General features: G+C 36.6%; 11 protein-coding genes. 9 read left to right on the top strand and 2 right to left on the bottom strand.

The window, feature by feature from the left end; genetic code table 11:
• Positions 1-190 precede the first annotated feature (190 nt).
• Positions 191-1,024 carry a hypothetical protein gene (locus D0817_RS05555; RefSeq protein WP_127337412.1) on the top strand — a complete coding sequence of 278 codons (834 nt, stop codon included), beginning with the start codon at positions 191-193 and terminating at the stop codon, positions 1,022-1,024.
• Positions 1,025-1,083: 59 nt separating this feature from the next.
• Here the strand turns inward: D0817_RS05555 and D0817_RS05550 are convergent, their stop codons facing one another.
• On the bottom strand, positions 1,084-1,347 hold the full coding sequence (locus D0817_RS05550; RefSeq protein ID WP_127337411.1) for a SemiSWEET family sugar transporter: 264 nt from the start codon (positions 1,345-1,347) through the stop codon (positions 1,084-1,086).
• Positions 1,348-1,751: 404 nt separating this feature from the next.
• Here D0817_RS05550 and D0817_RS05545 point away from each other — a divergent pair, with 404 nt between their 5' ends.
• The 6 genes from D0817_RS05545 (at position 1,752) to D0817_RS05520 (ending at position 10,395) form a co-directional block, all read left to right on the top strand.
• On the top strand, positions 1,752-2,969 hold the full coding sequence (locus D0817_RS05545; protein WP_127337410.1) for a hybrid sensor histidine kinase/response regulator: 1,218 nt from the start codon (positions 1,752-1,754) through the stop codon (positions 2,967-2,969).
• Positions 2,970-2,990: 21 nt separating this feature from the next.
• Positions 2,991-6,560: a response regulator gene (locus D0817_RS05540; RefSeq protein WP_127337409.1), complete on the top strand. Its 3,570-nt coding sequence runs from the start codon at positions 2,991-2,993 to the stop codon at positions 6,558-6,560.
• A 17-nt stretch (positions 6,561-6,577) separates the two neighbouring features.
• A complete protein-coding gene (locus D0817_RS05535) occupies positions 6,578-6,943 on the top strand; it encodes a response regulator (protein ID WP_127337408.1) in 366 nt (121 codons plus the stop codon).
• A gap of 7 nt (positions 6,944-6,950) precedes the next feature.
• Complete coding sequence (locus tag D0817_RS05530; protein WP_127337407.1) at positions 6,951-7,760, top strand: CheR family methyltransferase; 810 nt, start codon at positions 6,951-6,953, stop codon at positions 7,758-7,760.
• Positions 7,742-8,326: a chemotaxis protein CheB gene (locus D0817_RS05525; protein ID WP_127337406.1), complete on the top strand. Its 585-nt coding sequence runs from the start codon at positions 7,742-7,744 to the stop codon at positions 8,324-8,326. The genes D0817_RS05530 and D0817_RS05525 overlap by 19 nt, the downstream gene beginning before the upstream one ends.
• A 113-nt stretch (positions 8,327-8,439) precedes the next feature.
• On the top strand, positions 8,440-10,395 hold the full coding sequence (locus D0817_RS05520) for a metallophosphoesterase family protein (protein WP_238160825.1): 1,956 nt from the start codon (positions 8,440-8,442) through the stop codon (positions 10,393-10,395).
• Between the two features lie 550 nt (positions 10,396-10,945).
• Here the strand turns inward: D0817_RS05520 and D0817_RS05515 are convergent.
• Entirely contained in the window at positions 10,946-12,013 is a 1,068-nt protein-coding gene (locus D0817_RS05515; RefSeq protein ID WP_127337405.1) for a phosphatidylinositol-specific phospholipase C1-like protein, read from the bottom strand.
• A 276-nt stretch (positions 12,014-12,289) separates the two neighbouring features.
• Here D0817_RS05515 and D0817_RS05510 point away from each other — a divergent pair, with 276 nt between their 5' ends.
• Positions 12,290-12,820 (top strand): RNA polymerase sigma-70 factor, encoded by a 531-nt coding sequence (locus D0817_RS05510; protein WP_127337404.1) that lies wholly within the window; start codon positions 12,290-12,292, stop codon positions 12,818-12,820.
• A gap of 78 nt (positions 12,821-12,898) precedes the next feature.
• The gene (locus tag D0817_RS05505; protein ID WP_127337403.1) at positions 12,899-13,822 is read left to right on the top strand and encodes a FecR family protein; all 924 of its coding nucleotides are present in this window, start codon (positions 12,899-12,901) and stop codon (positions 13,820-13,822) included.
• Positions 13,823-13,867 lie beyond the last annotated feature (45 nt).

Here is a 13,867-nt window from a genome sequence, read left to right as displayed (position 1 = left end):
TGCTTTTTATTTTAAAGAACACTAAAGTATGAATTTACGCGCAACCACAAATTTTGAAATATATCTGCAAAATTGTATAACAATTTGATTTGCAACAATAACGAAATTTGAATTATCAAAAGCGATAAAAAAACCAAAAATGGTTTTGTACGTAAATTAACACTAACCATTTTTTTTAAAATAAATCAAAATGAAAAAACTATACTTAAATACTGGTGGAATTAACACAATTTTTACTGATCTTGAAAATTCATTTGAAGGAACTTTAACCACTGATAATAATGACTATAATGTAGCTGTAAGTTCTAAATGGGCAAAAGGTACTATTAGCGGAATGAGTTTTCAAAACAAAATGTCTTATATACAATTTGATATGATTTTTTCTGATGAGGTAACTTTAAGTATAGAATCTTTTCATTGTGCCCCGGTTTTTTTCGCCTATTGCTCAGCCGGAAATCTGAAACATACTTTTGGTGCAAATGGAAATACGACCAGCCTGAAAAAAGGACAGTCGGGAATTATGAGTAACAATACCACCATTAATAATGTATTGTATTTTGAAAGAAACAAACCCGTTAAGATTTTACTTATCGGTGTTCCTACAGCAACCTTTCAGATGGACGAAGATGCCGATTTGCTTTCAAAAATGTCTAAAATGTTTATCAATTCCGGCGGAAATTATATGTACGTTGGCGCGCAGAACCATAAAATTGCCGAAAAACTAATTGAGTTTGACCGTATTCCTCAAAAAGGAATCGTTAAAAACCTGCTGAAAGAAAGTATCCTTAACAGTATTGTGGAAATCGAAGTACTGCAACACAGTTATAACTATAGTTCACTGATCACACCAATTTTAGATTTAGCTACAAAGCAAATCGATGAAATTAGAAAAATTTCAAATGTAAATATTTACGAAGTTTTAACTTCAATTGGACATGCGGGGAAAAACTTCCCAAGATTTTTCAAAGAGAAGTATCAGCTTATCAACAAGTACTCTCAAAATTCGCTAGCTAAGACAGCCTAACATATCCTTAACTTGTATGACAAAAAAACAGCTTAAAACAAGCTGTTTTTTTTATGCCTTTATTTTTCCTTTTCGTAATAAATTATAAAATACACCATTATTAAATTCAGAAAGAGCGATATACTATTAGTGATAATTATAGGAAGATCCTCTTTAAGAAAGCCATACACTACCCAGATGGCAATACCAAAAGTGAGGACACTAAAAGTTAAAAGCGATATTTCTTTTACCTTTTTTGTTTTCCACACTTTTAAAATCTGCGGAATAACCGAAAGGGTGACACATATACCAGCGAAAAGTCCAACAACGTTAGTGAAATCCATATCTTTTTATTTTAAATATACTCTGAGAAATTTTTAATGCTGAAGAGTGGCCTAAAATTAGCGCTAACTTTTATCAGGCATTAACTGTATTGCAATTAATATTACCGCAAACAGTCGCGGATTTTGTGTTTTGTACGAAAATACGGGTAGTAAAGAAGCGAAATGCAATTGAAAGGCTATTCTAATAAATTACCAACCATCAGAGATTAAATTAATTGGATTCCAACATGGGAATTATGAAACTATTTTTTAGTATGATAAAAAAGGCTTTTCATTTTTTTTTTTATAAATTTGGAAGTTTGTCGGCTGATTTTTTACAAAATAGCTGGTATTTACAACAACAAAAAATCATTTAAAACTTAATTTTATTTAAAATTTAACCCATAACGCTTTACCCAAATCAAATGATATTAATCGTAGATGATATTAAGGCTAATATAATTGCCTTAAAAAAAACGCTGGAGCTGCATGACATAGAAGTAGACACAGCAGAGTCTGGTGAAGAAGCGTTGAAGAAAATTTTAAAAACAAATTATTGTCTGATCATAATGGATGTTCAGATGCCCGGCATGGATGGTTTTGAAGTCGTTAAAATTCTTTCCGGCAACAAACGGACCAAAGAAATTCCCGTAATCTTCTTGTCTGCCATCAGCATCGAAAAAAAATATATTTTTAAAGGATATGAAACCGGTGCTGTCGATTATGTTACAAAACCTGTAGATATAGATTTACTTATTTTAAAAGTAAAAACCTTCATCAAAATTTACGAGCAGAAAAATGAATTGAGAGTGATGAAAGATTTACTTTCAAAAGAAATCAAAATTCGAAAAGAAGCTCAGGATAACCTCGAAATTAAAATTGCTGAACGAACCAAAGAGCTGGTTTTGAAAAATGAAGAACTGGAACTCAAAAACCATGAACTACAGCAATTTTCCTGGGTAGTTTCCCACGATTTGAATGAACCGATACGGAAGATTCAGATTTTCATTAAAATTATAAAAGAACTTTACTTAGTAGCCGACGAAAAAGCAATTGATTATGTAGATCGTACGGTTAAGTCTGCAGAAAGAATGCAAACCCTTATTACAGACCTGCTGGCATATTCGAGGCTCTCCTCAAAAGTAGAACCTGAAAAAACAGATCTGAATGTTGTTTTACAAGAGGTGCTTTCTGATTTTGATTATCTCATAGAGCGTAAAAATGCCGTTATAGAGACAAGTGAACTGCCGGTAATAGACAGTATTCCAAGTCAGCTGAGACAGGTTTTCCAGAACCTGATCGGGAATGCCCTTAAATTCTCCGGAAATGTAGAAACGCCAGTGATTAAGATTACTTCAGAATTAATAAAAACAAAAGATTTTGACGGTGAGGTTTCGCCGGACGGAAAATATTGCCGGATTATCGTTGCAGACAACGGAATTGGTTTTGATGAAATTTACCTGGATCGTATTTTTATTATTTTCCAGAGTTTAAATGACCGTCAGACGTATGAAGGCACCGGAATCGGACTGGCAATTGCCAAAAAAATTATAGAAAAACACAACGGATTAATAACCGCCAAAAGTCAATCCGGTAAGGGAGCCAGTTTTATCATGGTCCTGCCATTAAAATATGAGAATTAAAATTAAATGGATTTAAAACCTATGAAAAACAATTTTAAAAGAAATTTACTAATTAGCTCAATGGTTTCTTTGCTGGTGTTAACCATCAGTTCTACGGCTTCTTATTTTAGCATTAAAAATTTACTGAAAAGCAATTTCTGGGTCAATCATACTCAGGATGTTATTTACAATTTAAATCAGGGAGCCTACCTCCTTACAGATGCCCAAACCCGAATGCGCGGTTACCTGATCAGTGGTGATGAACAATTTGTACGGGCCTATAATGAGTCTGAATCCAATTCAAATAATTATTTTGAAAAGCTTGATGAACTTACCAGCGACAATCCTGCACAGCAAAAACTGCTAAAGGATCTGAAGCCGCTGCGTACTAATTTCTTTAAATACCTGAACAATCAGATTGTAAAAAAGCGTCTCGGAAAAAACAATGTTTCTTTTGATCTTGATGAAGGGAAAAGGATGATGGACGAATTGAGAACGTATTTCAATCGTATCGAACAAAGTGAACAGATTCTTCTGAAAGAACGAAATGAAACTTCAGACCAGTACGGAACGTACAGCATCATCCTGATTGTGTTTGCTTTTATCATTGCCTTTATCATTTCGATTGTATTTTTAATCCGGATTTTAAAAGATTATAACGAACGTTCTGCTCTTCAGCATGAGCTGGAAAAGAAAGACAGGGAAACAGCCGAAAGAATTGCAGCGATCAGTACTATTGCCACAAACATTTCCAGTGGGAATTACGATATCAAGGTAGAAGATACTAAGACGGATGCGCTTGGAAGCGTTGGGGAATCATTAAATAATATGAGTTCTTCCCTAAAATCGTCCTTTAGTTTATTATCAGAAAAAGAATGGCTGCAGGCGGGTATTGCCAAGCTAAATAATGTAATGCTGGGTGATAAAACACTGACTCAGTTATCCAAAGATGTTATTGAGTTTTTATGTACGTATACCAACAGTAGTGCAGGTGTTATGTATATTGTGGAAGGTGACGAACTTTTTTCGACGGCAGGATATAGCTATATACCGACAAAAAACAGAGAACGTATTCAGAAGGGCGATGGTTTGCTGGGACAGTCTATTGTTTCCGGTAAAATATTGGAATTAAAAACATTATCATCTGATTTTATTCACATTAATTATGCATTGGGCGAAATAAAACCAACTCATATTGTAGCAGTTCCTTTAATTGATATCCGAATAGAAGGAGCACTTGAATTGGCCAGTATTTATGGCTTTTCTGACCTTCATCTGGAATTCCTGAGAATAGTAGGCAATAATATCGGCATTGCAATCAAATCAACCCAAAACCGTAAACGTGTTATGGAATTGCTGGAAGAAACACAGTCACAATCTGAAGAATTACGTATTCAGCACAGTGAACTCGAAGCAATTAATGCCGAACTGGAAGCACAGACGGAAAAATTGCAGGCTTCTGAAGAAGAATTGAGGGTACAGCAGGAAGAACTGGAACAAACCAATGAGGAACTTTCGGAACGAAGTGTCCTTCTGGAAGAAAAAAATAATGAAATTCAGAAAAAATCAGAAGCGTTAGAACTGACCACACGCTATAAGTCTGAATTTTTGGCCAATATGTCACACGAATTAAGAACACCTTTAAACTCTATTTTGCTTTTAAGCCGATTATTATCGGAGAATAACAGCAGAGGCATGAATAACGAGGAAATCGAATTTGCAAAAGTAATCCAGAGTTCAGGGAACAGCTTACTGGGCCTGATTGATGAAATTCTGGATTTATCTAAAATTGAAGCCGGTAAAATGGAACTTGAATTTTTGGATGTGTCAACCAAAGAAATTACAGACAGCATGTCGAATTTATTCTCGTTTGTGGCAAAAGAGAAAAACATCGGTTTTGAGATTATTACGAAAGATGCTCCGATTGTCATAAAAACAGATAAAATGAGATTAGAGCAGATTCTTAAAAATCTAATTTCAAATGCCATCAAATTCACCGAAAAAGGATCAGTAAGTCTGGAAATCAAAGTAAACGAAGACGACGATAAAGTCATTTGTTTTATCGTAAAAGATACCGGAATCGGAATCCCGCTGGACAAACAGCCATTGATTTTTGAAGCGTTCCAGCAGGCAGACGGTTCTACAAAACGAAAGTACGGAGGGACTGGTCTGGGACTATCGATCAGCAGGGAACTGGCAAAATTATTACGAGGAGAGATTATCCTGCACAGTACAGTAGGAAAAGGAAGCAGTTTTACATTATGTTTACCTGTTTTCGGTTCATTCAGTAAAAAAGTAGTTGTAGAGAAAACGCCTCCTTTAGAAATTACCGAAGCAGAATCAGAAGAGTTGAAAAAAATCAAAAACAAATACATCTCAACTGTAATTCCGGAGGAAATTGAAGACGACAGGAACGATATTTCCGAAGGGGACAAAGTAATTTTGATTGTGGAAGACGATCTTAATTTTGCAAAATCATTGCTGGCATTCAGCAGAAAAAATGGGTATAAAGCCGTTGTTTCTGTTCGTGGTGATTACGCACTGAATTTTGCGATCATGTACAAACCGGTCGGAATTTTACTGGATATCGAGCTGCCCATAAAAAGCGGATGGGAAGTGCTGGAGGAATTGAAAAACAACGGAAATACGAAACATATTCCGGTACACATCATGTCCTCGCATAAACTAAAACAGGAAAGTTTGCTGAAGGGTGCTATCGATTTTCTTGATAAGCCGGTTGCATTTGACAGAATCCCGGAAGTTTTCACACGAATAGAGCATATCATAAACAAAGAATCGCAAAAAGTTTTAATTATCGAAGATAATCCGAAACACGCCAAAGCACTGGCATTCTTTTTAGAAACACATGACATTAATTCTGAAATCAAAAGCGAAGTTTCTGAAGGACTGGTTGCTTTAAACAAAAAGGAAATAGATTGTGTCATTCTGGATATGGGAATTCCGGATGCCCATGCCTACAAGATTCTAGATGGTGTTAAAAAGAGTCCGGGCTTAGAAAACCTGCCGGTAATTGTATTTACAGGAAAGAGCTTATCCCTGAAAGAAGAAGTTAAAATTAAAAAATACGCCGATTCTATTATAGTAAAAACCGCTCATTCGTACCAGAGAATGTTAGATGAAGTATCTTTGTTTTTACATTTGGTAGAAGAAACAAAAGGAGCAGACGGTAAAAAAGAAAGCCATAAAAAGCTTAATTTGCTGAATAACGTACTGCACGATAAAAAAGTACTGATCGTAGATGACGATGTTCGAAATATCTATTCGCTTACAAAAGCCCTGGAGATTTTTAAAATGAGTGTAATCACGGCATTTGACGGAAATGAAGCTATCAAAATATTAGAAGAAAACCCGGATACGGATATCGTTCTTTTAGATATGATGATGCCTAATATGGACGGATATGAAACGGCAGAAAAAATACGTACAATACCTAAATTTATCAACTTACCGTTAATCGCCGTAACGGCAAAAGCAATGACAGGGGACCGCGAAAAATGCATTAGGGCGGGTGCGTCAGATTACATTACAAAACCGGTAGATATTGACCAGTTATTGTCGTTGTTGCGTGTTTGGTTATATGATAAATTTTAATGTTAAAGGATTACGAAATGAGTACAAAAAGAGTCTTAATTATTGATGACGATTCGAGAAATATTTTCGCTTTGGTTCATACCCTGAAGGTTAAATCATTCGACTGTATATCTTGCTTAAGTGCCGAAGAAGCATTAAAACTGTTACAGACAGATGAGACGGTTGACGCTATCCTGATTGATATGATGATGCCCGAAATGGATGGTTATGAAGCTATTCCGCTAATAAAAAAAATACCTTCCAGAGAAGATACGCTGATTGTGGCAGTGACGGCACAGGCAATGACCGGTGATAAGGAAAAATGCCTTGAGGCCGGTGCCGATGATTATGTTTCAAAACCTATTGATGTAGATAAACTGCTTAAAGCATTATCTAAAATTTGAATTAAGTATGATTGAAGATATTGAGTTAGAAACCCTTATAAATGATATTTACGAATATTATGGCTTTGATTTTGGAAGTTATTCCAGAGCATCTCTGAAAAGGCGTGTCAACAGGATATATCAATTAGACGGATTCAAAAATTTTTATGAATTTCTGTCAAAGGTAAGGTACGATCCGGAATATTATAAAAATATGATTGACGAAATTACCGTCAATGTTACCGAGATGTTTCGTGATCCCGCTTTTTATAAGGTAGTAAGAAATGAAATTTTGCCCCAGCTGGCGCCAAAACCCTTTATTCGTCTGTGGCATGCAGGCTGTTCCACGGGAGAAGAAGTGTATTCTATGGCGATAATGCTCAGAGAGGCAGGACTCCTTCACAAATCTATCATTTATGCCACGGATATCAATTCGAAAGTGCTGGAAACGGCCAAAAAAGGAATTTTTCCCTTGCGGATGATGAAAGAATACTCCGAAAATTACCGGGACTCCGGAGGACAGGAAGATTTTTCCAGTTATTACATTGCCAATTACGGTATTGCCAAGTTCAATGAAGAATTAGCCGAAAAAATGGTTTTCTCGCAGCATAATCTGGTTTCAGACAATTCCTTTAATGAATTCGACTTTATTCTGTGCCGCAATGTTTTGATCTATTTTGATAATAACCTTCAAAAAAGAGTTATAAATTTATTCGACGAAAGTTTGTCTATTCTGGGTTTTTTAGCTTTAGGGACAAAAGAAACTATAAAATATTCTATATCTACTACTAAATATAAACAGTTAGAGAAAGAAAAGGTATGGCGGAAGATAAAATAAATGCAAAATGTAAATTAGTGATCATAGGAGGATCTGCGGGAAGTTTAAACGCTTTGATGCAAATCCTGCCGGAGCTATCCGTTTTAAATTCTTTCGCCCTGGTAATTGTACTTCACAGAAGAGGAACAGACGACATGACGCTGGAAGAATTAATCAAAATAAAAACAGAAGTTCCTGTAAAAATAATAGAAGACAAAGAACCGTTATTGCCGGGGTTTTTATATGTGGCGCCATCGAACTACCATTTATTGTTTGAAAAAAACGAAACGATTTCCCTGGATACCTCAGAAAAAGTAAACTACAGCCGTCCCAGTATCGATGTTTCTTTTGAATCTGCAGCCGAGATTTACGGCGACAGCCTTGTTGGAATTTTACTGTCAGGTTCCAATTCTGACGGCACGGAGGGATTAAAAATGATTCAGAAAGCCGGCGGAATAATTATTGTTCAGGATCCCGAATCAGCAGATATGCCTTTTATGCCCAATAATGCCATAGTCCACACGACACCGGATTATATTTTGAATACCGATGAAATCTTAAAATTTATTATTTCGATCAACAGTTAATGATTCTCCTAAAAATTATTATTCCATAACACTTTCATAAAACGATTTCAGGTTTTAATAGTTAAAATTGCAGCTTGTAAACTTATATAAGCCCATTTATAAACTGTTGTGCCATGATTGTAAAGAATAAAATGCTCCTGCCGGAAAAATATGCCGTTCGTTTCATTTTTTTATTCCTGCTTTTTTTCAATTATAGCCTTTCAGCCCAAAAGAAAACCAAACTGGATGGGGTGCAGGTAGCCTTTTTATCTGACGTGCATTTGCAGGATTTGTTTGGAAAATTTTCCGATAATGAATACCGCGGAATTCTAAATCCGAAGACTGGACAATACACCTTGCTTCGGACGATGGCTTCCCAGCTGCATTCCACACGCATTTTTAACGAAAACTATTTTGCTTTTCTGGCTGCTTTAGACGATATCGCGAGACGAAAAATAAAATATGTAGCCCTTCCCGGTGATTACACCGATGATGGCCAGCCAATTCATGTTCGCGGACTGGAAAAAATCTTATCTGAATACAAAAAAAAATACGGAATTGAATTTTTTATCACGACAGGAAATCACGATCCCGTTGGGCCATTTGCACAGGAATCAGGCAAAGAAGACTTTTTAGGAAACGGAGGGAAAAATCAGCCGATTTACAGCAAAGCCGAAATGTATAAACCTAATTTAGACCTGGAGCAGCCTGTTGTCGTGACCGCCGATCTCGCAAAAATGGGTTATTTGGGAATTACCGAAGGACTTAAAGATTTCGGATTTTACCCCAGTAAAAAATATAAATTCTGGTCGACACCTTTTGCAGCGTACACCAGTCAGAATTATACCTATGCAAAAGCTTCTGAAGCCGCTGTACTGGCCAACAGAGTTTATAGTGTAGCTCCGGGTTATGAAGTTCCCGATGTAAGTTACGTCGTAGAACCTATTGAAGGACTTTGGTTAATGGCGATTGACGGGAATGTGTATATTCCGAAGAAAAACGCAACAGCAGATCCAAAAGACCCAAAGAATTATTCCGAAGCAAGCACGGGATATAACAATGTACTTTCGAACAAGAAACATTTAATAAAATGGGTAGAGGACATTTCGCTTGAAGCGAAAAAACAAGGCAAAACGCTGATTGCGTTCAGTCATTTTCCAATGATTGATTTTAACGATGACGCTTCCGCTGAAATAAAAGAATTACTGGGACCGAACAAATGGCAGCTCAACCGGGTTCCGACAGAAGAAGTAGCGCAGGTCTTTGCCGATGCCGGACTGAAGATTCACTTTGGCGGACATATGCACATCAATGATACCGGAGTGCGGACTACCGCAAAAGGCAATACGCTGGTCAATATTCAGACACCTTCACTGGCAGCATATATTCCGGCTTATAAATTACTGACGATTCAAAAAGATAATCTGGTCGATATTCAGACGATTACCATTGATGATGTTCCCCATTACGATGAACTTTTTGATTTATATAAAACGGAATATCAGTTTCTCGAAAGCAAACAAACCAAAGACATCTGGAATATTGACATCTTAAAAACGAAAAACTACCACGAGTTTACCGATTTCCACCTGAAAGAGCTGGTTCGTCTTCGTTTTTTAGCAGATGACTGGCCTGCAGCGTTCAAAGATTTTATTTTGAAGGTAAACGGAGAGGATTTGCTGGTTTTGGGAAATATAAAATCGGATAAAGATTTTGATGCAATTCTCAAAAACAAAGACAATTTCAAGACAGAATGGGCCGCCGCCGAACAAAAAACGGCTGCATTGCTTGCTGAAAACAAGCTCCGAAAAGAAGATTTCAAAAAGTGGACGGGCTATGATCTTCTGGTCGATTTCTACCGTTTCAGAAGCGCCGATGAATTAGCCTTAACAGACGTAGGAACAGAACGGGCGGCACAATATAAAATTCTGTCACAATTGTTTTCTGAGAATTACAAAGAAGAAACGTTTTCAAAAGAAAAACCACTGCAAAACCAAATGCGCCTTTTCCTGACGATCTTCAGTAAATTCATGCACGAAGTTCCGGCGGATCATTTTAGTGTTGATTTGAAAACAGGAGAGGTTAGGTAGTTTTCAGTCGCAGTTTACAGTCTCAGTTTGTAAACTGCAAACTGGGACTGAGACTGCAAAACAGGACTAGTTTAACCGCAAGGCACGCAAAGTTCTTTTATCTAGTTTGTGTTGAACAAACGCAAGGTGCGCAAGGCTCTTTGTCAATAATCTTTTTAAAGTAGGTTTAAACGCAAGGCATGTTAGAATTATAGCAAAGTTTATGAAGTTTGTTTCACGCAGATTTAGCAGATTTTCTGCGCAATTTTTGTCATTTCGACGAAGGAGAAATCTCATTTGCTGAATCCGTGTAGTATAACGTGCTCATTCTTTGCAATGACTTTGATTGCCGGGTAACATTCCTGCTCTGTGTATGTGATTTACTTCGTTTGTTCGCTACCGTTCGAATATCCTACATAGAAATCACACAGCTTTGGTTAGTTAGCAAAATACAGTGTAAAAATCTGCAGAATCTGCAAAATCTGCGTGAACTAAAATAACCACAAAAAAATCAGGTTTCAGATTCAACCACAAAGTAAAACCTGAAACCTGAAACTAAAAAAACCTGAAACTATTTTACTCCATTGACAGGATTAACTCTGGCATACGTCCCATCATCGTATTTAATTTGATAAGGCGAATTGAAAAACGTACTTGGCAAATAGTAATCGGTCGTAATGATCTGCGCTCCTGAATTTTTGGCTGCTTCAAAATGCGAATAGTCATTGGCTCTTGCTTCTTTGGTATCCGAATCGGCTCTGGTGCGTATGATGTATCCTTTTTTAACAAGTTCAGCAATTTCGGGATCTGTGGAATTGTTTCTGAATAAGGCTGCTGCTTCGGGTTTTCCTGGTTCAGCGTTGATAAAAACGGCGCGTCCCTTTAGGGACGGATGATTTAATGCGTACAAATCTCTTTTTGCGCCGTTATTGTCTAGCAGGAATAAGAATCTTCCCTTTGCTTTTTTCAGTGTTGGCCAATTGTTATGCAAAACCGCTTCTTCAAGCGTGCTGTATTTTCCTCTCACCATATCCGGTGTAATCAGTTTACTGTTTCCCAATTCTTTACGGATTACTTTATCCAAAGCATCAAATACTTCCGGTGTAAAATCTTCCGGTTTCGTTCCGAAGAAGTTCGCTTCTCCGTCCTTAGGTTCCAAAGTGATAAAAACAGGAACGTGATCCGGATTCGCATCCGACCATTTCTTAAGCTCCTGCAGACAGATTTCGAAAGTATAACAGGAAGTCCTGAAATCGATATCCGGCATGTGAAAAACCTTAAAACCCGGCTTATTCATCAATCCCTTAGGATCGTACGCTTCTTGTGATTTTACGATGTCCAGTCCTTTCGGATGCGCGTATTTTCCACCTTTCGAATCCGCAAAAACATCAATTTCTAAATTGCGAAGGCCTTTGTTCAGTTGTTCTGTGATGCCAATATGAGTGTATTGCAAACCTTTAAGGGAGCGTGTAGTGTCTTTCGCCTGAATCAGGTTGTATAAATCCGTTTCGATAGCGTGTCTGTAACTATTGTGGGAACCAATGACTTGTAATTGGTTTATTTTCAGGTTTTCGTTTTGTATTTGTGCAGTGCATTGCAGGGTGCCGGCAAGACATAATGCAAACAGGATCTGTTTCATAATTTGAATTGATAATGTGATCTAATGAGGATTAAAAGGCGAGGAGAGAAGAGCTGAGAATACTTCCTCTTTTGAGTGTACTAAATTAAAATCAACATCTGGTTTTTATGTTAGTTTAAAAAAAACAAATCGCAAACGCAGTATCATTTCTTGGGCAAAAAAGTAGTATTACTACAGCAAAAGAGTTTATTATTTAATTTAAAGTTAACCTTCAGGCAAAAAACTTTGGTATAACATTTTATTATTTTACAGTATAAAACAGTCCCCAATATTTTTATGAAAAACCCTGAAATATTTGAAAAAACGTATACAGAATACTGGAAAAAGCTAAACGCCTTTTCGTATACCATGACTCAGGATAAAGACTTGGCACAGAACATTGTTCAGGATGTTTTTATTGACTTATGGGAAAGAAAGGACGAGCTCAGCATTAATGCAATCGAGCCTTATTTATTTCGGGCGGTCAAGAATCAGGTTTTTAAACATTACCAGAACAACCGTTTCGACAAGACCATTCTGGAAGATAAATTTGAAGATTATATTATTGATAATTTCACCTCCATAGATCCTGAAGTTATGGATCTGCTTTATTCCTTATTAGACAAACTTCCCGAAAAAAGAAAAGAAGTTTTACTGATGTATAAATTTCAGGATATGTCCATCGACCAGATTGCTGCGGAACTTGGAATATCAAAACAAACGGTCAAAAACCAAATTTCTTCCGGTCTGAAACAACTGCGTGAAGGCCTGAAAGACCTGGCCTGGCTTGCACCTTACATCGTTTTGCATCAAAATTTTTTAAAATAACTTTCTGTTAATGGTTTCATAATATTTCCGGATAGTACGATTTCCGGTTTCCGGTACTTATACATAACAATAAGTATTATGATAAAGAGAATCAAACACAGTTTAGGGTATCTTATAGAAAAAAGTGCTCAGCATAAAACCTCAAAAGCGGAGGAAAATTTATTAGATCATTTTGCCTTTACTGAATTTAAAAAATCAAAATGGGACGATGCTTCGATGGGTAACAGCGACGAAGTTTCCCAAAATATATACAAAGGGATTCAGCTTCATATAGCGAAGAAGAAAATTTTTAGTCCGTATTTGAAATATATGGCTGCTGCCAGTATTCTTTTTCTTGTTGGTTTAGGAATTCTTTATAAGCCGAGTGCATCAATCGAAAAGCAATTAACATTTAAAACTGCATCATCTCCAAAATCAATCCGGTTAAGTGATGGTACGAAAATTTATCTGGCAGCAAATTCTTCTTTTCAGTATCCCGCCCGGTTTAAGGGCGACGAAAGAAAAGTTTCCTTACTGAAAGGAAATGCTTTTTTTGACGTGGCAAAAGACAAAAAACATCCTTTTATTATTCAATCCGGACCAATCAAAACAAGGGTTGTCGGAACCTCTTTTCATATTCAGTTTTCAAAATCAAAATGTGAAGTACTTGTGGTAACCGGAAAAGTAAATGTTTCTACGAAAGATCAGAGTGTTGATTTGGTTCCGCATGAAGAAGCTTTGTTTAGCGGTGACAAACTGACCAAACTTGCAATCGATAAATCACTTTCAATCAATTGGTACAACACAGACATTACGCTCAATCAGGCGACATTAAAACAGGTTATTACCATTTTACAGTATAAGTACGGAGTAACTTTTTCCTGCAAAAACGAAGCTGTGCTCACCACGCCAGTGACTGTTTTTATCGAAAAGAATGCTTCACTTGATAGTGTCCTAAAACAAATAAACTATATCACAAACCTAAAATTCAGCACCTATGACGGAATAATACAAGTGAATTAAAAAAACAAAAAAAGCAGCTGCTGAGAACAACTGCGATTAATAATT

The sequence above is a fragment of the Flavobacterium cupreum genome, assembly GCF_003996965.1.
Lineage (GTDB): Bacteria > Bacteroidota > Bacteroidia > Flavobacteriales > Flavobacteriaceae > Flavobacterium > Flavobacterium cupreum.
The sequence above is the reverse complement of the archived record's forward strand: the minus strand, read 5'-3'. Positions and strand labels throughout refer to the sequence as shown.

Coding starts and splice junctions, on each gene's coding strand:
- D0817_RS05555 (WP_127337412.1), top strand. CDS start 191: ATGAAAAAACTATACTTAAATACTGGTGGAATTAACACAATTTTTACT.
- D0817_RS05550 (WP_127337411.1), bottom strand. CDS start 1,347: ATGGATTTCACTAACGTTGTTGGACTTTTCGCTGGTATATGTGTCACC.
- D0817_RS05545 (WP_127337410.1), top strand. CDS start 1,752: ATGATATTAATCGTAGATGATATTAAGGCTAATATAATTGCCTTAAAA.
- D0817_RS05540 (WP_127337409.1), top strand. CDS start 2,991: ATGAAAAACAATTTTAAAAGAAATTTACTAATTAGCTCAATGGTTTCT.
- D0817_RS05535 (WP_127337408.1), top strand. CDS start 6,578: ATGAGTACAAAAAGAGTCTTAATTATTGATGACGATTCGAGAAATATT.
- D0817_RS05530 (WP_127337407.1), top strand. CDS start 6,951: ATGATTGAAGATATTGAGTTAGAAACCCTTATAAATGATATTTACGAA.
- D0817_RS05525 (WP_127337406.1), top strand. CDS start 7,742: ATGGCGGAAGATAAAATAAATGCAAAATGTAAATTAGTGATCATAGGA.
- D0817_RS05520 (WP_238160825.1), top strand. CDS start 8,440: ATGATTGTAAAGAATAAAATGCTCCTGCCGGAAAAATATGCCGTTCGT.
- D0817_RS05515 (WP_127337405.1), bottom strand. CDS start 12,013: ATGAAACAGATCCTGTTTGCATTATGTCTTGCCGGCACCCTGCAATGC.
- D0817_RS05510 (WP_127337404.1), top strand. CDS start 12,290: ATGAAAAACCCTGAAATATTTGAAAAAACGTATACAGAATACTGGAAA.
- D0817_RS05505 (WP_127337403.1), top strand. CDS start 12,899: ATGATAAAGAGAATCAAACACAGTTTAGGGTATCTTATAGAAAAAAGT.